General features: G+C 53.9%; 21 protein-coding genes and 1 other annotated feature. Of the genes, 13 read left to right on the top strand and 8 right to left on the bottom strand.

The annotated features are described in order from the left end of the window. Positions 1-104 precede the first annotated feature (104 nt). From ffh to ACMWL8_RS12665, 7 genes are all read left to right on the top strand, one after another. Positions 105-1,466 carry a signal recognition particle protein gene (ffh, locus tag ACMWL8_RS12695; protein ID WP_003863132.1) on the top strand — a complete coding sequence of 454 codons (1,362 nt, stop codon included), beginning with the start codon at positions 105-107 and terminating at the stop codon, positions 1,464-1,466. A 116-nt stretch (positions 1,467-1,582) separates the two neighbouring features. Then, positions 1,583-1,831: a 30S ribosomal protein S16 gene (gene rpsP, locus ACMWL8_RS12690; protein ID WP_022649067.1), complete on the top strand. Its 249-nt coding sequence runs from the start codon at positions 1,583-1,585 to the stop codon at positions 1,829-1,831. Between the two features lie 15 nt (positions 1,832-1,846). Then, positions 1,847-2,386, top strand: coding sequence for a ribosome maturation factor RimM (rimM, locus tag ACMWL8_RS12685; protein WP_045260865.1), 540 nt, complete (start codon positions 1,847-1,849; stop codon positions 2,384-2,386). Positions 2,387-2,417: 31 nt separating this feature from the next. Continuing rightward, complete coding sequence (trmD, locus tag ACMWL8_RS12680; protein ID WP_003863138.1) at positions 2,418-3,185, top strand: tRNA (guanosine(37)-N1)-methyltransferase TrmD; 768 nt, start codon at positions 2,418-2,420, stop codon at positions 3,183-3,185. Between the two features lie 43 nt (positions 3,186-3,228). Next, on the top strand, positions 3,229-3,576 hold the full coding sequence (rplS, locus tag ACMWL8_RS12675) for a 50S ribosomal protein L19 (RefSeq protein WP_002914145.1): 348 nt from the start codon (positions 3,229-3,231) through the stop codon (positions 3,574-3,576). 132 nt (positions 3,577-3,708) lie between these two features. After that, positions 3,709-4,113 (top strand): DUF2946 domain-containing protein, encoded by a 405-nt coding sequence (locus ACMWL8_RS12670; RefSeq protein ID WP_045260864.1) that lies wholly within the window; start codon positions 3,709-3,711, stop codon positions 4,111-4,113. Between the two features lie 39 nt (positions 4,114-4,152). Further along, positions 4,153-5,523: a PepSY-associated TM helix domain-containing protein gene (locus ACMWL8_RS12665; protein ID WP_045260863.1), complete on the top strand. Its 1,371-nt coding sequence runs from the start codon at positions 4,153-4,155 to the stop codon at positions 5,521-5,523. A gap of 2 nt (positions 5,524-5,525) precedes the next feature. Here ACMWL8_RS12665 and ACMWL8_RS12660 read toward each other — a convergent pair whose 3' ends face one another. The 4 genes from ACMWL8_RS12660 to ACMWL8_RS12645 all read right to left on the bottom strand — a co-directional run bounded on the left by ACMWL8_RS12660 (position 5,526) and on the right by ACMWL8_RS12645 (position 8,301). Further along, on the bottom strand, positions 5,526-6,011 hold the full coding sequence (locus ACMWL8_RS12660; RefSeq protein ID WP_045260862.1) for an OmpA family protein: 486 nt from the start codon (positions 6,009-6,011) through the stop codon (positions 5,526-5,528). Between the two features lie 12 nt (positions 6,012-6,023). After that, positions 6,024-7,244, bottom strand: coding sequence for a diguanylate cyclase DgcN (gene dgcN, locus ACMWL8_RS12655; protein WP_045260861.1), 1,221 nt, complete (start codon positions 7,242-7,244; stop codon positions 6,024-6,026). Next, positions 7,237-7,698, bottom strand: a complete 462-nt coding sequence (locus tag ACMWL8_RS12650; RefSeq protein WP_370529584.1) for a YfiR family protein — start codon at positions 7,696-7,698, stop codon at positions 7,237-7,239. The genes dgcN and ACMWL8_RS12650 overlap by 8 nt, the downstream gene beginning before the upstream one ends. 228 nt (positions 7,699-7,926) lie before the next feature. Beyond that, entirely contained in the window at positions 7,927-8,301 is a 375-nt protein-coding gene (locus ACMWL8_RS12645; protein WP_045260859.1) for a DUF2799 domain-containing protein, read from the bottom strand. 213 nt (positions 8,302-8,514) lie between these two features. Here ACMWL8_RS12645 and aroF point away from each other — a divergent pair, with 213 nt between their 5' ends. From aroF to ACMWL8_RS12630, 3 genes are read left to right on the top strand one after another with little or no spacing between them, the layout of a single operon-like run. Beyond that, the gene (aroF, locus tag ACMWL8_RS12640) at positions 8,515-9,585 is read left to right on the top strand and encodes a 3-deoxy-7-phosphoheptulonate synthase AroF (protein WP_045260858.1); all 1,071 of its coding nucleotides are present in this window, start codon (positions 8,515-8,517) and stop codon (positions 9,583-9,585) included. Between the two features lie 10 nt (positions 9,586-9,595). Continuing rightward, on the top strand, positions 9,596-10,717 hold the full coding sequence (gene tyrA, locus ACMWL8_RS12635) for a bifunctional chorismate mutase/prephenate dehydrogenase (RefSeq protein WP_045260857.1): 1,122 nt from the start codon (positions 9,596-9,598) through the stop codon (positions 10,715-10,717). Between the two features lie 60 nt (positions 10,718-10,777). Next, positions 10,778-11,650, top strand: coding sequence for an SMP-30/gluconolactonase/LRE family protein (locus ACMWL8_RS12630; protein ID WP_028014118.1), 873 nt, complete (start codon positions 10,778-10,780; stop codon positions 11,648-11,650). On the opposite strand, the gene pheA is transcribed toward ACMWL8_RS12630, so the two are convergent. The 4 genes from pheA to bamD form a co-directional block, all read right to left on the bottom strand. Beyond that, complete coding sequence (gene pheA / locus ACMWL8_RS12625; RefSeq protein WP_028014117.1) at positions 11,647-12,807, bottom strand: bifunctional chorismate mutase/prephenate dehydratase; 1,161 nt, start codon at positions 12,805-12,807, stop codon at positions 11,647-11,649. The two genes, ACMWL8_RS12630 and pheA, sit on opposite strands and share 4 nt — an antisense overlap. Positions 12,808-12,837: 30 nt before the next feature. Then, positions 12,838-12,963, bottom strand: a sequence feature (Phe leader region). Then, entirely contained in the window at positions 12,915-12,962 is a 48-nt protein-coding gene (pheL, locus tag ACMWL8_RS12620) for a pheA operon leader peptide PheL (protein WP_100249759.1), read from the bottom strand. It overlaps the preceding feature by 48 nt. Before the next feature lie 103 nt (positions 12,964-13,066). Continuing rightward, positions 13,067-13,408, bottom strand: a complete 342-nt coding sequence (gene raiA / locus ACMWL8_RS12615; RefSeq protein WP_003863162.1) for a ribosome-associated translation inhibitor RaiA — start codon at positions 13,406-13,408, stop codon at positions 13,067-13,069. Positions 13,409-13,676: 268 nt separating this feature from the next. Further along, on the bottom strand, positions 13,677-14,414 hold the full coding sequence (gene bamD / locus ACMWL8_RS12610; protein WP_023308867.1) for an outer membrane protein assembly factor BamD: 738 nt from the start codon (positions 14,412-14,414) through the stop codon (positions 13,677-13,679). Positions 14,415-14,545: 131 nt separating this feature from the next. Between bamD and rluD the strand changes: the two genes are divergently transcribed. From rluD to clpB, 3 genes are all read left to right on the top strand, one after another. Beyond that, on the top strand, positions 14,546-15,526 hold the full coding sequence (rluD, locus tag ACMWL8_RS12605) for a 23S rRNA pseudouridine(1911/1915/1917) synthase RluD (RefSeq protein WP_028014116.1): 981 nt from the start codon (positions 14,546-14,548) through the stop codon (positions 15,524-15,526). After that, a complete protein-coding gene (gene yfiH, locus ACMWL8_RS12600) occupies positions 15,523-16,254 on the top strand; it encodes a purine nucleoside phosphorylase YfiH (RefSeq protein WP_045260856.1) in 732 nt (243 codons plus the stop codon). Before rluD ends, yfiH begins: the two co-directional genes overlap by 4 nt. A gap of 129 nt (positions 16,255-16,383) precedes the next feature. Then, entirely contained in the window at positions 16,384-18,957 is a 2,574-nt protein-coding gene (gene clpB / locus ACMWL8_RS12595; RefSeq protein ID WP_045260855.1) for an ATP-dependent chaperone ClpB, read from the top strand. Positions 18,958-19,360 lie beyond the last annotated feature (403 nt).

Here is a 19,360-nt window from a genome sequence, read left to right as displayed (position 1 = left end):
CCAACCGTTGCATAACAACAAAGGCGCCTTCATGTTATACTCCGGCAAAATTCTGTGTATGTGTCGCTCAATGCGGCCCAACGTTTCTACTCAGGCGAGAGACAATGTTTGATAATTTAACCGATCGTTTGTCGCGCACGCTGCGCAACATCAGCGGCCGCGGACGCCTTACTGAAGAGAACATCAAGGAAACGCTGCGCGAAGTGCGCATGGCGCTGCTGGAAGCAGACGTGGCGTTGCCGGTTGTTCGTGATTTTATCAACCGCGTAAAAGAGAAGGCGGTTGGTCATGAAGTTAACAAGAGCCTGACCCCGGGTCAGGAGTTCGTCAAAATCGTTCGTAACGAACTGGTTTCGGCGATGGGCGAAGAGAACCAGGTGCTTAACCTGGCGGCTCAGCCGCCGGCCGTGGTGCTGATGGCGGGCCTGCAGGGTGCGGGTAAAACCACCAGCGTCGGTAAGCTGGGTAAATTCCTGCGCGAAAAGCACAAGAAGAAAGTGCTGGTTGTCTCTGCGGACGTCTATCGCCCGGCGGCGATCAAGCAGCTGGAAACGCTGGCCGAGCAGGTCGGCGTGGACTTCTTCCCGTCCGACGTTGCCCAGAAGCCTGTCGACATCGTTAACGCCGCGCTGAAAGAAGCGAAGCTGAAATTCTACGACGTGCTGCTGGTGGATACCGCCGGTCGTCTGCACGTTGACGAAGCGATGATGGACGAAATCAAGCAGGTGCACGCTTCTATCAACCCGGTAGAGACCCTGTTTGTCGTTGACGCCATGACCGGTCAGGATGCGGCGAATACCGCGAAAGCGTTTAACGAAGCGCTGCCGTTAACCGGCGTGGTGCTGACCAAAGTCGACGGTGATGCCCGCGGCGGTGCGGCGCTTTCTATTCGTCATATCACCGGTAAGCCGATCAAGTTCCTCGGCGTGGGCGAGAAAACCGAAGCGCTGGAGCCGTTCCACCCGGACCGTATCGCCTCCCGTATCCTCGGCATGGGCGACGTGCTGTCGCTGATCGAAGATATCGAGAGCAAGGTCGACCGCGCGCAGGCTGAAAAGCTCGCCAGCAAGCTGAAAAAAGGTGACGGTTTCGATCTGACCGACTTCCTTGAGCAGCTGCGTCAGATGAAAAACATGGGCGGCATGGCAAGCCTGATGGGCAAACTGCCGGGCATGGGCCAGATCCCTGACAACGTTAAATCCCAGATGGATGACAAAGTGCTGGTGCGTATGGAGGCGATCATTAACTCCATGACGCTGAAAGAACGAGCCAAGCCAGAAATCATCAAAGGTTCCCGTAAGCGCCGTATCGCTGCCGGTTGCGGCATGCAGGTGCAGGACGTTAACCGCCTTCTGAAACAGTTCGACGACATGCAGCGCATGATGAAGAAAATGAAGAAAGGCGGCATGGCGAAGATGATGCGCGGCATGAAAGGCATGATGCCTCCCGGTTTTCCAGGGCGTTAATCGCTTTTGAGATTGCTTTTTGCCCGAAAATGAGTAAAATTTTCGGGCTTTTAATATGACACCCGGGCTCCGTTCCTCGATGGGGCCCGGTTGTTTTATTCACACAAGAGGATGTTATGGTAACTATTCGTTTAGCACGTCACGGCGCTAAAAAGCGTCCGTTCTACCAGGTTGTTGTGACTGACAGCCGTAATGCACGCAACGGTCGCTTCATCGAGCGCGTTGGTTTCTTCAACCCACTGGCCTCTGGCGCAGAAGAAGAAACCCGTCTGGATCTGGATCGTATCGCTCACTGGGTTGGCCAGGGCGCTACTGTTTCCGATCGCGTTGCTACGCTGATCAAAGCAGCAAACAAAGCAGCTTAATCTGTCACGGTGGTCATGATGAGCAATAAAGCACCTGTTGAACCGATCGTATTGGGAAAAATGGGTTCTTGCTACGGTATCCGTGGTTGGCTCAGAGTGTTTTCCTCCACTGAAGACGCTGATAGCATTTTTGATTACCAGCCCTGGTTCATCCAGAAAGCCGGTAAGTGGGAAGAGGTCGAGCTGGAAAGCTGGCGTCACCACAATCAGGACATCATCATCAAGCTGAAAGGCATTGACGATCGTGATGCCGCGAATGCGCTGACTAATTGTGAAATTGTCGTGGATTCGTCGCAGTTGCCACAGCTGGATGAGGGCGACTACTACTGGAAAGACCTTATGGGCTGCCAGGTAGTCACCACTGAAGGTTACAGCCTGGGGAAAGTCATCGATATGATGGAAACCGGGTCAAATGACGTTCTCGTCATTAAGGCAAACCTGAAAGATGCATTTGGCATCAAGGAGCGGCTGGTCCCGTTCCTCGATGGACAGGTTATCAAGAAAGTCGATCTCACTACTCAAACCATTGAAGTAGATTGGGATCCTGGTTTTTAAATTCTCCGGATAAACGGTAAAAGACGGCGCTATGTGGATTGGCATAATTAGCCTGTTTCCTGAAATGTTCCGCGCGATTACCGATTACGGGGTAACTGGCCGGGCAGTAAAGAATGGCCTGCTGAGCATCCAGAGCTGGAGTCCGCGTGACTTTACTCATGACCGGCACCGTACCGTGGACGATCGTCCTTACGGCGGCGGACCGGGGATGCTAATGATGGTGCAACCCTTACGGGACGCCATTCACACAGCAAAAGCCGCGGCAGGTGAAGGCGCAAAGGTGATATATCTGTCACCTCAGGGACGCAAGCTTGATCAAGCGGGCGTGAGCGAACTGGCGACGAATCAAAAGCTGATTCTGGTCTGTGGTCGTTACGAAGGGATAGATGAGCGCGTAATTCAAACCGAGATTGACGAAGAATGGTCTATCGGCGATTACGTTCTCAGCGGTGGTGAGTTACCGGCAATGACGCTGATTGACTCCGTCGCCCGGTTTATTCCGGGGGTACTGGGCCATGAAGCTTCGGCAACGGAAGATTCCTTTGCCGATGGATTGCTGGACTGCCCACACTATACTCGTCCTGAAGTGTTAGAAGGGATGGAAGTACCGGCAGTGTTACTGTCAGGAAACCATGCCGAGATACGTCGCTGGCGTTTGAAGCAGTCGCTGGGCCGAACCTGGCTTAGAAGACCTGAACTTCTGGAAAACCTGGCTCTGACTGAAGAGCAAGCAAAGTTGCTGGCCGAGTTCAAAACTGAACACGCGCACCAGCAGCATGAACATGATGGGAAGGCGTGATACGCTCCCGAATATCAGTTTACCCAGGATAAGAGATTAAATTATGAGCAACATTATTAAGCAACTTGAACAAGAGCAGATGAAGCAGGACGTACCTTCCTTCCGTCCAGGTGACACCGTGGAAGTGAAAGTATGGGTTGTTGAAGGTTCCAAAAAACGTCTGCAGGCATTCGAGGGCGTGGTTATCGCTATTCGTAACCGCGGTCTGCACTCTGCATTCACTGTTCGTAAAATTTCCAACGGCGAAGGCGTTGAGCGTGTCTTCCAGACTCACTCTCCGGTAGTTGACAGCATTGCTGTTAAACGTCGTGGTGCTGTACGTAAAGCTAAACTGTACTACCTGCGTGAGCGTACTGGTAAGTCTGCTCGTATTAAAGAGCGTCTGAACTAAGATTCGCTTAAGCGACATCCTGTTAGAAAGGGCTGGCCGAAAGGCTGGCCCTTTTTTTATCCCATCGCACCTCTCGCGTTAACCCTTTCGTCATAAATCATTTACAATGCTTGCCTCTTGAATGGAGGGGACGTGGATAACGTACTGCATCAGCCTAACCGGAAACGCGCAGCGGCATTGACCGCGCTGTTTGCGATCCTGCTGATCGTAGTGGCACCCCTTATCTCCGTCTCGTTGCAGAAAGACCCCATGAGCGCCATGCCGGGCATGCATCATGACATGAGCATGATGTCGATGGACGAGCATCACGGCGATATGCCGCACACGATGCCGGTTGACCATGCGGAGGCGTGCGGCTACTGCGTGCTGTTAGCGCATGTCCCTGGCGTGATGCTCGCGCTGATAGTGCTGCTCAGTATCGTGCTGCAGAGGCTTCGCGTTAAGCCGCCGCGTCAGGCGGTCAGCCACTGGCACTTTTTCCCCTGGCTTTACCCTGATACCCGCGCGCCGCCGCGGCAGTCTGCTTTTTCCCTTTAAAAACTCAATCGATAACTTTTTGCCTTAAAAAGGAAATGTATGACTACCTGCACTCCGCGCGCGGCATGGGGAAACCTGCTGCGTCGCCTCCATTTCTACGTCGGGCTATTTGTCGGCCCGTTTATCTTCTTCGCCGCGCTGACCGGTACGCTGTACGTGGCGACCCCGCAGCTCGAGAATGCGCTCTACCGGGACGCGCTCCACACGAATTCCGTGGGCGAACCGAAGCCGCTGGCGGAACAAATCGCCACGGCGGAAAAGGCCGTTGGCTCAGATTTGCGTTTGCACGCCGTTCGCCCGGGGCTGGTTGAAGGTGAAACCACCCGCGTGATGTTTGCGGACCCGACGCTGGGGCCCTCGGAAAACCGGGCAATCTTTATCGATCCGGTAAGCCTCACGGTGCTGGGGGATATGACGGTGTACGGTACCAGCGGGATTTTACCGCTGCGTCAGACCATTGATTATCTGCATACCTCTCTGATGCTGGGCGATATTGGGCGGCTCTATAGCGAACTGGCCGCTTCCTGGATGTGGGTGGCCGCACTGGGAGGGATTGCCCTGTGGTTTTATACCCGACCAAAACGCCGGATTAACAATCGCTTCCAGAACCGCCGTCGGGTGCATGTGACGCTCGGATGGATATTACTGGGGGGCATGCTGCTCTTCTCTGCAACCGGCCTGACCTGGTCCCAGTGGGCGGGCGGGAACGTGGATAAGCTGCGTGCAGAGATGAACTGGCTCACCCCGCAGGTGAACACGACGCTATCCGGCCAACATGAGGTCGTGGATGAACATGCCGAACACCGTGGCCATCACGGCGGAATGGTGATGCCGGAAATGGCGATGGATCTGACGCGGTTTGACGGCGTGTTGAGCGCGGCGCGTAAAGCGGGGATTGATGCCAACAGGCTGGAGATCCGCCCGGCGAAAACAATGGATCGCGCATGGACAGTGACGGAGATCGACCGCAGCTGGCCGACTCAGGTGGACGCCGTTGCGGTTGATCCCGGTACGATGCAGATCCTCGACAGAACCCGATTCGAGGATTTCCCGCTCATGGCAAAACTGACCCGCTGGGGCGTGGATTTCCATATGGGGATCTTATTCGGGCTGGTGAATCAGCTGCTGCTCGTTGCTTTCGGCCTTGCCCTGTGCGTGCTTATCATCTGGGGATACCGGATGTGGTGGATGCGTCGTCCGGCACAGTCGGCAATGAATCCGGTGCAGACGCTTACTCAGAGCTGGCTGGCGCTGTCAGGGTGGGGAAGAGGTGCTACCGTGGTCATCAGCGCACTGCTGGGGCTGGCTTTGCCGGTGATGGGCGTGAGTCTGGCGCTGTTTGTTCTGATTGACTGGCTGCGCTGGCGAGCGGCAACAGGCGTGTCGCTCACCGAATCATCCGCTAAATAATCCTATGGCGCGCTGATAACCACTGACACCCGGCGGTTTTCAGCGCGCCCTTGTGCAGTGCTGTTGCTCGCAATCGGATATTTTTGGCCTAATCCCCGGGTGGAGAGATTGCTGCGCGGGATATTCGCGCCTTTCGCCCAGGCGTCGGCCACGGCATTGGCGCGTTTTAACGACAGGGCTTCGTTGTAGCTTGCTTCACCGTAATTATCGGTATGACCGTCCATTCGCGCGTGATTCAGGCCAGTTTTCGCCAGACGAGAGGCCATGGACTGGATCTGTGTTTCACTTTCCGGACGCAGTCTGGCGTCATTCTTATCAAAGAGGATGGTGTCCGACATACCAAGCGACCAGTCGCCGTTCAGTTCGTTAAAACCGTATGACTTCATCGCCGCGATTTGCTCAGGAGTAAATTTGCCCTGGGGCGGCGACTGACAGCCTGCCAGAACCAGTGAGGCCATAACTAACGGCGCGAAGTAACGTTTTAACATAGTGTATCCTTTCTAACTTATTGTTTTCGTACGCTGGTTTTTAACCTGGTACATGTTGCGGTCAGCCCTCTCCAGTAATGCTTCCACGGAAGCATTTTCCCACGCCAGAGCAAAGCCAATGCTGAGTGACATCGATGCTTTTTGTCCGTTGTGCAGATCAAACGGACGGATAAACTGCTGCGCTAGCGCAGCACAAATGTGTTGAACCTCTGGTTCAGAATGCACCCCGTACAGCACCATGGCAAATTCGTCACCGCCAAGGCGGTAGGACTGATGGCGTTTATCGCCAAATTCCACCATCCTGCTGGCGACTTCAATCAGCACGCAGTCTCCTGCCGCGTGTCCCCAGGTGTCGTTAATAAACTTAAAATTATCACCGTCGAGGAAGAGCAGGGCCGAGTTTGTTTTTGCCGAGGGGTCATTCATTAATGCCGCAATACTGTTACGAAACGCAGCGCGGTTAGCAAGACCGGTGAGCGGGTCGTGCATGGCGGTACGAAGCAGCTGAGCGTTTTTCGCCTGGAGCTTAAGCTGCCACTCCTCCATCTCGTCCAGCAGGCTGTTGAAGTCTTCTCCAAACTGATGGAATTCTTCAATGCGCCCATCTTTCACCCGACGGGAAAAGTTGCGATTGGTGCGGACGTCATGCACAACGTCGGTGATATTTTGCAGCGCAGTGACCATGCCGCGGTGCAGAGACTGGGTAATGGTGAGTGCGACGACGGTTGCAAAAAGAATACAGCCGGTGAGGACGGCAAACGACATCCAGATGAAATGGCTGATAAGGCTGTCACGCGCGGTAAGACGTATTTCACCTATCTTCGCGCCGTTGTGCAGGATGGGCTGCGCAACCGGAACGGGGAAAAGCCAGCGGCTGACCAGCGCCCCCAGCGTGTCGTTATTATCCTTCGGGTTCCAGGACCAGTAGGCAAAGCGCTTTTTATGCCCGTTGATGACTTCTGCTACGGCAAACTGCCCCTGCTTACCCAGCGCAGCGAGCGTTTCGTTGGCCGCCAGTGAATCGTTGAAAACCAGAGAGGCTTCAAGGCTGTGGCTCATTGTGGCGCCGGTTAATTCGAGATTTTTTTGCGCGTATTGTTTTAATGTTACGACCGAGGCAAAACAGAGCAACAGCCATATTAACGTCATTGTGATGATGACGCTTATCATGCTGTTTCGCCTCAGCGTTCTTTTAAAGGTCGGACGCTGCGTCGAGATGAAATCTTTATCCATGCTGCTTATTCCGTGCAAGCATCAATACATCCGGGTTAACCCTGACGCCACTGCGTGTCAACGCATCCAGATTGACGGAAAATCGCACCTGGCCACGATCGATTATCAGGCAAAAGGCGCTGCCAATAACACATTCCGGATTTTGCTCTGAGATTAATAGCAATGCTCTGCCCTGATATTGACTTATTAATTCAAGTTGTTTCGCAGGTGGTTCAGTCCCGAAATAAACAGCATCGCATGTCGCGGCCAGGGCTTCCCGATCGTTACGTACAATAACGGGGGTATAAGGTAACTCGTTATGCCCCTGGTCTTCGCTGAGCGCGTGCGTATAGTGAGAAGTGGCATAGATGCAGAGTTTAGGCTGACCGGAAAGCGACGGCCATCGCGTATAGCTCACTATGCCTGAGACAATAGAACGTACCGATTTATCTGTCTCCGAGAGCGCGCCTGCCATCGCCGGGCCCACCATAAGGAACAGCATTAGCACCAGAGTGAGTCGGAACAAAGAGTTCAAGTATAAATTTCTCACCAGAATCCGCCGTACCGCTCCGGAAATAGATGTCCTTAAGAGTTGCGGGCAGAATACCATTGTTTATCAGAACCGTCATTATGTCAGAAATAGCCCATGGCTGACCTAAGCTAAATCCTACAGTTGTTTATTTTCCAAAGAATAAAAGCAGACTTAATTAAGCCTGCTGGAACGCATACTTTCATCCATTCCTTTTTGCCATGACGCATGCAGTTTCGCTGCATTTTCAACAGTATCACAACTGGCTGGATAAGATTTGCCCGCTAATCCCCATGCATGAATAAAGCCTTCTTCACACACTTTCTTCTGACCATCAGCATAGCCGCGAAGATATTCATTACGATCGATGTGGGGGGCGTTAAAACTATCGGCCAGGGTCTGGTTATCTTTAACCGGCAGGCCATTTATGGCGTCTTCTTTACCCGCGCTGAACCAGTCCGGGCTCGTCCAGTTGGGCTGGAAAGTGTAAGGATTAATCTGACAGCCCGATAAAAACAGCGACAGCAGGACGAAAGCAATCGATCGCATAACCCTTCTCCTTTTTCTTCAGCATAGCCTGGCGGGAGAAATTTAGGGTGTAATTTAAACTTTACGATTTTAGCGGCTGATTTTTGCCTTTATTGTGCCAATGTAAACTAATGTGTACGTATTTTGGATTGAAATGTTTACTTTTTATGGTATCGTGGTTTCACCTCACTGAGGAAAACAACTATCGCAAACGAGCTTTACAGGATCGCTATCATGCAAAAAGACGCGCTGAACAACGTTCATATCACTGACGAACAGGTTTTGATTACCCCGGATCAACTGAAAGCGGAGTTTCCGCTGAGCGCCGCGCAGGAGGCTCAGATCGAGCACTCTCGCCAGACCATTTCTGACATTATCGCCGGCCGCGATCCGCGCCTGCTGGTGGTTTGTGGTCCTTGCTCTATTCACGATCCTGAAACCGCCATTGAGTATGCGCGTCGATTTAAAGCATTAGCGGAGGAGGTCAGCGATAGCCTCTATCTGGTGATGCGCGTCTATTTTGAAAAGCCACGCACGACGGTTGGCTGGAAAGGATTGATCAACGATCCGCACATGGATGGCTCGTTTGATGTGGAAGCAGGCCTGAAGATTGCGCGTCGCCTGCTGGTGGAACTGGTCAGCATGGGGCTGCCGCTGGCAACCGAAGCGCTGGATCCAAACAGCCCGCAATACCTTGGCGATCTGTTTAGCTGGTCCGCAATTGGTGCGCGTACGACTGAATCGCAAACCCACCGTGAGATGGCGTCTGGGCTGTCGATGCCGGTTGGCTTTAAAAACGGTACCGATGGCAGCCTGGCGACGGCGATCAACGCCATGCGCGCAGCCGCCATGCCGCACCGCTTTGTTGGGATCAACCAGGCGGGCCAGGTGTGCCTGCTGCAAACGCAGGGCAACCCGGACGGTCATGTGATCCTGCGCGGCGGTAAAGCGCCAAACTACAGCCCGGCGGACGTGGCGCAGTGTGAAAAAGAGATGGAACAGGCGGGACTGCGTCCGGCACTGATGGTAGATTGCAGTCATGGTAATTCGAATAAAGATTACCGTCGCCAGCCAGCGGTTGCGGAATCCGTGGTCGCACAGATCAAAGACGGAAACCGTTCGATTATCGGCCTGATGATTGAGAGCAACATTCATGAAGGTAATCAGTCATCAGAACAGCCGCGCAGCGCGATGAAGCACGGCGTCTCCGTGACGGATGCCTGCATCAGCTGGGAAACCACCGATGCGCTGCTGCGTGAGATCCATAAAGATTTAAGCGGCCAGTTGGCGACGCGTCTGGTTTAAGAGGGTAGTTATGGTTGCTGAATTGACCGCACTGCGCGATCAAATTGATGAAGTGGATAAGGCGCTGCTGGACCTGCTGGCGCGCCGCATGGCGCTTGTTGCCGAAGTCGGTGAGGTGAAAAGCAAATACGGCCTGCCGATTTACGTCCCGGAGCGCGAAGCCTCAATGCTGGCCTCCCGTCGTAAAGAGGCGCAGGCGCTGGGCGTTTCGCCGGATTTGATTGAAGATGTTCTGCGTCGCGTGATGCGGGAATCCTATTCCAGCGAAAACGACAAGGGCTTTAAAACCCTCTGTCCGTCCCTGCGTCCGGTGGTGATTGTTGGCGGAGCAGGGCAGATGGGGCGTCTGTTCGAGAAAATGCTGACGCTTTCTGGCTATCAGGTGCGCATTCTGGAAAAAGAGGACTGGGCACAAGCACCGGAACTGATGAAAGATGCCGGAATGGTTATCGTCAGCGTGCCGATCCACGTGACGGAGCAGATCATCGGGAAGCTTCCTCCTTTACCAAAAGACTGCATTCTGGTGGATCTGGCTTCCGTTAAAAACGGTCCTCTGCAGGCGATGCTGGCTGCGCATACGGGCCCGGTGCTGGGGCTGCACCCGATGTTTGGCCCGGACAGCGGCAGCCTGGCGAAGCAGGTGGTGGTTTACTGCGACGGCCGTCAGCCTGAAGCCTATCAATGGTTCCTGGAACAGATTCAGGTCTGGGGCGCGAGGCTGCACCGCATCAGCGCGGTCGAGCACGATCAGAACATGGCGTTCATTCAGGCGCTGCGCCACTTTGCGACCTTTGCCTACGGCCTGCATCTGGCGGAAGAGAACGTGCAGCTTGAACAGCTGCTGGCGCTCTCTTCACCCATCTATCGTCTTGAGCTGGCGATGGTCGGGCGTCTGTTTGCGCAGGATCCCCAGCTTTACGCCGACATCATCATGTCGTCTGAAAATAACCTGGCGCTGATCAAGCGCTACTATCAGCGCTTTGGCGAAGCCATTACGCTGCTGGAGCACGGAGACAAGCGGGCGTTTATCGACAGCTTCCGCAAAGTGGAGCACTGGTTCGGCGATTACGCCACGCGTTTCCAGAGTGAAAGCCGCACGCTGTTGCGCCAGGCAAATGACAGTCGCCAGTAATCCAATGATGTATATACTGAAAGCCAGCAATGCTGGCTTTTTTCATTTTGGGGAACTGTCATGGCTGAACCGCAGCTGCTGTTGAACTACACCGGGCATCTGCCCGAATGCCCGACGTGGAGCGCAGAAGAAAATGCGCTTTACTGGGCGGATATTCTGGAAGGGGAGATCCACCGCTACCACCTGCCGACGGCGGAACATACCGTGCTTTCCTTCCACGAAGAGGTGGGCTGCTTTGCCCTGCGTGAGCGAGGCGGTTTTATCGTCGCTATGCGCAACGGCATCTGGCTTGCCGATAAGCATGGGCTCCTGCAGCGCAAGGTGTGTGATAACCCCTCTAACCCGCAGCTCGCACGTTTTAATGATGGGGGCACCGACCACCAGGGCCGCTTCTATGCGGGCACGTTCTGGGGGCCGGGAGATTACAACGGCGCCCTGCTGATGCGCATCGACAACGACCTGACGCCGAAAGTGATCCAGTGCGATATCCACGGGCACAACGGCCTGGCGTTTAGCCCGGATAAGCAGTGGATGTTTACCTCAGACACGCCCAACGGTGTGATCTTCCGTACCCCGCTTGATGAACAGGGTGAACCCGGCAGGCGTGAGGTGTTTCGTCAGTTTAAAGAGGGCGAGGGGATACCGGACGGTGCGGCGATGGATGTGGAAGGCTGCTACTGGAGCGCGCTGTTTGACGGCTGGCGTATCGCGCGTTTTTCTCCACAAGGGGAGCAACTGGAAGAATACCGCATGCCGGTGCGTTGCCCGACGATGGTCTGCTTTGGCGGCGATGATATGAAAACGCTGTTCATTACCACCACGCGGGAAAATATGGATGCGGAGGAGGTGGCGAAGTATCCGCTTTCCGGAGCCGTCTTCACCCTGCCGGTTAATGTGGCAGGGATGAAGAAAAGCCGTTTTATCGAATGCTAGCTTGGATCGACCGGGACGACGTTTTCGCTCGGATAGCAGCCCAGCACTTTCATTGAACGGGTAATTTCACCCAGTTCGCGCAGGGCTTTCTGCATGGATGCAGATTCCAGGTTGGCCTGGATATCGAGGTAAAACATCTCTTCCCATGGATTACCGTGGATTGGGCGTGATTCCAGCCTGGTCATGATCAAATTGTGGTTGCGCAGCACCAGCAGGGCTTCTACCAGCGCGCCCGCCTGCTGGCCGGTCGCCATCAGCAGCGTGGTTTTCGCCGGCACCTGGTCTGACACGTTGATTGCCTTGCGGGCCAGCACCACGAAGCGGGTGATGTTTTGCGTCTGGTTAGCAAGATTGCGTTCCAGAACCTGTAAGCCATACAGCGCGCCGCCCGCTTCGCTGCCGAGCGCAGCAACGGTTGGGGAGTTAGCTTGCGCTACTTTTTCCATTGCCGCCGAGGTGCTTTCGGTGTACTCAATTTTCCAGTTCGGATAGCGGTTCAGGAACTGGCTACACTGCTGGAAAGGCTGCGGATGGCTGTAGACCGTTTCGATCGTGTTCAGGTCCGTTGAACCGGAGACCAGCACGCAGTGATCTATAGGGATCGTCAGCTCGCCGACCAGCGACAGGCTGGTATGCTGCAGTAGATCGTAGACGTCGTTGATGGCACCGGAACTGGTGTTTTCAATCGGCACCACGGCGTAATCCGCCTGGCCGGTCTCAACCTGGTTAAAAATATCGGCGAATTTTGCGCAGCCGCTTTCAATAAACTCTTCAAAATGACGTGCGGCATACTGGCGTGCGGCCAGATGAGAGTAGGAGCCTTTAGGCCCAAGGAAGGCGATGCGCGCCGAGTGCGGGTTGGTTTTATTGAGATGCTGCTGGAGTAGCGCTTGCTGGGTCAGAACGGAATCTTCGATGATGAGCTGGAACAGCCGGGTGATGTAGTGGGCATCGAGGTGATGCGCTTTGCCGAGCTGGATGAGACGTTCCAGCAGATCCCGCTCGCGGTCGATGTCACGGACCGGACGATGGGAGTCCAGCTTGGCTTTGCCCACTTCAACGGCGAGGGCGCGACGTTCGGCCAGCAGCGCCAGTAATTTTTCATCCAGCGCGCTGATTTTTACTCGCAGATCCAGTAACGGGTTTTCCGGTGTCATAGTGTTGCCTGTCTCATTTTATCGTTATCAATAAAAAAGGCCCCCCGGTGTGGGAGGCCTTGTTGTTCGTCTTCGCATTCTTTATCACACGACGAAACGCCTCCCGTTCAGGGGAAGGTAAAAAAGAATGCGAAGAAGAACGGCGTAAGTTTCATAAAGTCATCCTGTGATTGATACCGTTAAAGTACCCGTACTGTTTTCACCCTGTCAATAAAAAACGCGCCCGAAGGCGCGTTGGCGGTACACTCAATTTAAAGGATTACTCTTCTTCAACTTCTTCCGCGAAGCTGGCGTCTTTCACCGACGTTGCGGCGCGACGGGCTTCACCTTTGTGTTGCACTTTATTGAGCTGCCGTTCCAGCTTGTTGATCAAATCGTTAATAGCGGTGTACATATCCTCATGTTTTGCGCTGGCGACCAGATGGCCGTTTGGAGTATTGATAGTTGCGTCAGCGATGAAACCCTGGGGCTCCTTGGACAGGATGATATGTGGATTAATCAAATGTGTTTGCCATTTATCCAGTTTGGCGAGACGGTCTGCGACGTGCTGGCGAATTGCCGGAGTAATTTCCATTTGTTTACTGGTAATGTTCATTGTCATAAATTTTACCTCTTGTCTTTCCGTCTTGGTGATTCCAGCATACCCAACCTAATGTCAAAATGTGTGATTTAGATCACGTTATTTTGTCGGTTTTTGTCAGGGAATCTTTTTTGTGAGGCAAGGCAGGAAGAGATGAGATTTACCTTGTGGAAGGTACGAATTACGGTCATAGTTGACGGGATGTGTTGAGGCTAAAGCGCTTCAGCGGATGTCTGAATTGAATAAAAAAACGGCAGCCTTCGGGCTGCCGTTTTGCATTGAAGCGATATCACGTGTTGCTGCTGTTCGCGGCGATGATTTTCGCCACTTTTTCAGCCTGAGCGGTCATCTGCATCTGACGGTAAGCATTTTCCATCAGCTTCAGGCCGTCACGCGTAGCCTGAGTATCCGGGTAATCACGCAGCATACCTTCTACGCGGTTAACCACGGCAACCCATGCGCCACGGCGGGTATAGTATTCCGCAACGGAGTACTCATATTTCGCCAGACGATCTTTCAGGAACACCAGACGTTTGGTGGCGTCGGTCACGTACTGACTGTTCGGATAGCCGCGCACCAGCTTGGAGAAGTCATTGAAGGCGTCGCGCGCATGCTGCGGGTCACGGTCGGAGCGATCTACGCCGAAGAAGCCCTGCAGGGCGCTGTCGTCCAGCGCCATGTTGGTCAGGCCGCGCATGTACATGACGTAGTCGATGTTAGGATGAGTCGGGTTCAGACGCATGAAACGATCGATAGTTGCCTGAGCCAGCGGCAGATCGGCATTTTTGTAGTAGGCGTAGATAAGATCTAACTGTACCTGCTGCGAATACGGACCAAATGGATAGCGATTATCCAACGCTTCCAGTTGCGTTATCGCCTGTTTCCAGTTACCGTCCTGCAACTTTTGTTGTGCAGTCGCATAGATTTCATTCGGCGGATTGTCAGGGACCTGTTCATTCGAACCGGAGCAGCCCACCAAAGCCAGGCTCAACGTGGCCGCTGCCACCAGATATTTCATGCGCGTCATGACGTTTTGACTTTCCTCAAATGTTTGTCCGGGAGAAACTCTGTTCCTGCTCCCGATTAAGACCAGCTACAATAGCACACTATATTAAACGGCAAAGCCGTAAAACCCAACGTTAAACAAAGAAGCAGTTTATGGCACAACGAGTAGAACTCACCGCAACAGTCTCCGAAAATCAGCTCGGTCAACGCTTAGATCAGGCTTTGGCCGAATTGTTCCCTGATTATTCGCGTTCACGCATAAAAGAATGGATCCTTGACCAGCGCGTGCTGGTAAACGGCAAGATCTGGGACAAACCAAAAGAGAAAGTGTTTGGTGGGGAAGCTGTTGCCATCAATGCTGAAATCGAAGAGGAAATCCGCTTCGAGCCGCAGGATATCCCACTGGACATCGTCTATGAAGATGATGACATTCTGGTGATCAACAAGCCGCGCGACCTGGTTGTTCATCCGGGCGCAGGGAATCCAGACGGTACGGTACTTAACGCACTTCTTCATTATTATCCGCCGATTGCGGATGTCCCACGTGCAGGTATCGTTCACCGTCTGGATAAAGACACTACCGGCCTGATGGTGGTGGCGAAGACCGTTCCCGCTCAGACCCGTCTGGTGGAGTCGCTGCAGCTGCGTGAGATTACTCGCGAATATGAAGCGGTGGCGATTGGACACATGACCGCTGGCGGCACGGTAGAAGAGCCGATCAGCCGTCACCCGACGAAACGTACCCATATGTCGGTGCATCCGATGGGTAAACCGGCGGTGACGCACTATCGCATTATGGAGCACTTCCGTATTCATACCCGCCTGCGCCTGCGCCTGGAAACCGGTCGTACTCACCAGATCCGCGTTCACATGGCGCACATTACCCATCCGCTGGTGGGGGATCAGGTGTACGGCGGTCGTCCGCGTCCGCCAAAAGGCGCGTCGGATGAGTTCATCAGCGTACTGCGTAAATTCGATCGTCAGGCGCTGCACGCGACCATGCTGCGTCTTTATCACCCGATCAGTGGTATCCAGATGGAATGGCATGCGCCTATCCCGCAGGATATGGTGGAACTCATTGACGCCATGCGTGCCGATTTCGAAGAACATAAGGATCAAGTGGACTGGTTATGACCAAACTGATTGTCCCGGAGTGGCCGCTGCCTGCAGGCGTGGCCGCCTGTAGTTCGACCCGTATTGGCGGCGTGAGCCAGGGCGCGTGGGAGTCTTTAAACCTCGGCGCACACTGCGGCGATAGCCTGGAACACGTTGAAGAGAACCGCACGCGTCTGTTTGCTGCGGGAAATCTGCCGTCGAAGCCGGTTTGGCTGGAGCAGGTTCACGGCAAAGCGGTACTGAAGCTGACGGGAGAACCTTACGCTTCCAAACGCGCCGATGCTTCTTACAGTAATACGCCGGGCACGGTTTGTGCCGTAATGACCGCCGATTGTCTGCCGGTTCTGTTTTGTAACCGTGCCGGTACGGAGGTAGCAGCAGCGCACGCGGGCTGGCGTGGCTTATGCGAGGGCGTGCTGGAAGAGACCGTCGCCTGCTTCAATGATGATCCCGCCAATATCATGGCCTGGCTAGGTCCGGCGATTGGCCCTCGTGCTTTTGAAGTGGGGCCGGAGGTTCGCGAAGCATTCATGGAAAAAGATCCGCAAGCCATTGAGGCCTTCCTGCCTGCCGGGGAAAAATATCTGGCGGATATTTACCAGCTTGCCCGCCAGCGTCTGAATAATATTGGCGTAACGCAGATATTCGGCGGCGATCGCTGTACGTTCACCGAAAAGGATGATTTTTTCTCCTATCGCCGCGACAAGACGACGGGTCGTATGGCAAGTTTCATTTGGCTGATATAACCTAAAGAATCAAGACGATCCGGCACGTGCCGTTTTCTTTTCACATAATTCAGGTCATTAACCTTGAATAATTGAGGGATGACCTCATTTAATCTCCAGTAGCAAATTTGACCTGTTATGGGAGGAGTTATGCGTCTGGATCGTCTTACTAATAAATTCCAGCTTGCTCTCGCCGATGCCCAGTCCCTTGCACTGGGGCACGACAACCAATTCATCGAACCTCTTCATTTAATGAGCGCCTTGCTGAATCAGGAAGGGGGATCGGTACATCCTTTATTAACGTCTGCTGGCATTAATGCTGGCCAGTTACGCACCGCTATCGATCAGGCGCTGAGCCGTTTACCGCAGGTAGAAGGTACCGGCGGCGATGTGCAGCCGTCTCAGGATCTGGTTCGCGTGCTGAACCTTTGCGACAAGCTGGCGCAAAAACGTGGGGACAACTTTATTTCGTCGGAGCTCTTTGTTCTGGCGGCGCTTGAATCACGCGGTACCTTGACCGACCTGCTGAAATCTGCCGGTGCAACCACCGCCAATGTGACTCAGGCGATTGAGAAAATGCGCGGAGGTGAAAGCGTGAACGATCAGGGAGCCGAAGACCAACGTCAGGCTTTGAAGAAATTTACGGTCGATCTGACCGAACGTGCCGAGCAGGGCAAACTTGACCCGGTTATCGGCCGTGACGAAGAGATCCGCCGTACGATTCAGGTACTGCAGCGTCGTACCAAAAACAACCCGGTACTGATTGGTGAGCCGGGGGTCGGTAAAACCGCCATCGTTGAAGGGCTTGCGCAGCGTATCGTAAACGGTGAAGTGCCGGAAGGGTTGAAAGGCCGCCGCGTACTGGCGCTGGATATGGGCGCGCTGGTGGCCGGTGCGAAATACCGCGGTGAGTTTGAAGAGCGTTTGAAAGGCGTGCTTAATGACCTGGCAAAACAGGAAGGCAACGTCATTCTGTTTATCGACGAACTGCACACCATGGTCGGGGCCGGTAAAGCTGACGGCGCAATGGATGCCGGGAACATGCTGAAACCTGCGCTGGCGCGTGGTGAACTTCACTGTGTCGGTGCCACTACGCTTGATGAGTATCGTCAGTACATTGAGAAAGATGCCGCTCTGGAACGTCGCTTCCAGAAGGTGTTTGTTGCCGAGCCAAGCGTTGAAGATACCATCGCGATCCTGCGTGGTCTGAAAGAGCGTTATGAACTGCACCACCATGTGCAAATTACTGACCCGGCCATCGTTGCGGCGGCGACGCTTTCGCATCGGTATATCGCCGATCGTCAGTTGCCTGATAAAGCAATCGACCTGATCGATGAAGCGGCGTCGAGCATTCGTATGCAGATTGACTCGAAGCCGGAAGAACTGGACCGACTCGACCGCCGCATCATTCAGCTCAAGCTGGAACAGCAGGCGCTGAAAAAAGAGTCTGATGAAGCCAGTAAGAAACGCCTGGATATGCTCAATGAAGAGCTGGACGATAAAGAGCGCCAGTATTCTGAGCTGGAAGAAGAGTGGAAAGCCGAGAAAGCCTCCCTCTCTGGCACGCAGACCATTAAAGCGGAACTCGAACAGGCCAAAATTGCCATTGAGCAGGCTCGCCGTGTGGGTGACCTGGCACGTATGTCTGAACTGCAGTACGGCAAAATCCCTGAGCTGGAGAAACAGCTTGAGATCGCCACGCAGTCTGAAGGCAAAACCATGCGTCTGTTACGTAATAAAGTTACGGATGCCGAAATTGCCGAAGTGCTCGCTCGCTGGACCGGTATTCCGGTGGCGCGCATGATGGAAAGCGAACGCGATAAGCTACTGCGTATGGAGCAGGATCTGCATCAGCGGGTGATTGGTCAGGACGAGGCGGTTGAAGCGGTCTCCAACGCTATTCGCCGTAGCCGTGCTGGGCTTTCCGATCCAAATCGCCCGATCGGTTCGTTCCTGTTCCTGGGGCCGACCGGTGTCGGTAAAACCGAACTGTGTAAAGCGCTGGCAAACTTTATGTTCGACAGCGACGATGCGATGGTGCGTATCGACATGTCCGAGTTCATGGAGAAACACTCCGTCTCGCGCCTGGTCGGTGCACCTCCGGGATATGTTGGTTATGAAGAGGGCGGCTACCTGACCGAAGCGGTGCGCCGGCGTCCTTATTCCGTCATCCTGCTGGATGAGGTGGAAAAAGCGCATCCGGATGTGTTCAACATCCTGCTTCAGGTGCTGGATGATGGTCGTCTGACAGACGGGCAGGGGAGAACGGTCGATTTCCGTAATACGGTCGTCATCATGACCTCGAACCTGGGTTCCGATTTGATTCAGGAACGTTTCGGTGAACTTGACTACAGCCATATGAAGGATCTGGTGCTCGGTGTGGTGAGCCATAACTTCCGTCCGGAGTTCATTAACCGTATTGACGAAGTGGTGGTATTCCATCCTCTGGGTGAGAAACACATTGCGTCGATTGCGCAGATCCAGCTGCAGCGTCTGTACAAACGTCTGGAAGAGCGTGGATATGAAATTCACATCTCTGACGATGCGCTGAAGCTGCTGAGCGAGAATGGTTACGATCCGGTTTATGGTGCGCGTCCACTGAAACGTGCTATTCAGCAGCAGATCGAAAACCCGCTGGCGCAGCAGATCCTCTCCGGAGAACTGATTCCGGGCAAAGTTATCCGTCTGGAAGCCAACCACGATCGTATTGTGGCAGTGCAGTAAGTCACAAAACGCAAAAACGAGCCGCTTGCGGCTCGTTTTTGTTTAAAAACCAGGCGAAAATTGAGGTCTGGGATGCGTTTCGCCTGGAAAGTGAGCAGTCAGTAAATAATTTTCACTTTATCCTTGCAGCTTCGGAATTACTCCCTATAATGCGCCTCCACTGACACGGAACAACGGCACACACGCCGCCGGGTCAGCAGAGAAAAGCGAAATAAACGCTTGACTCTGAAGCGGGAAAGCGTAATATGCACACCCCGCGCCGCAGCGAAAAAGCGAAGCGGTACTGCTCTTTAACAATTTATCAGACAATCTGTGTGGGCACTCAAAGTGACATGGATTCTTAACGTCGCAAGACGAAAAATGAATACCAAGTCTCTGAGTGAACATACGTAATTCATTACGA

This window comes from Enterobacter sp. 04-C-12-SI-ECC (genome assembly GCF_047530715.1).
Lineage (GTDB): Bacteria > Pseudomonadota > Gammaproteobacteria > Enterobacterales > Enterobacteriaceae > Enterobacter > Enterobacter bugandensis.
Note: the sequence above shows the minus strand (reverse complement) of the source record. Positions and strands in the feature narration are given on the sequence as shown.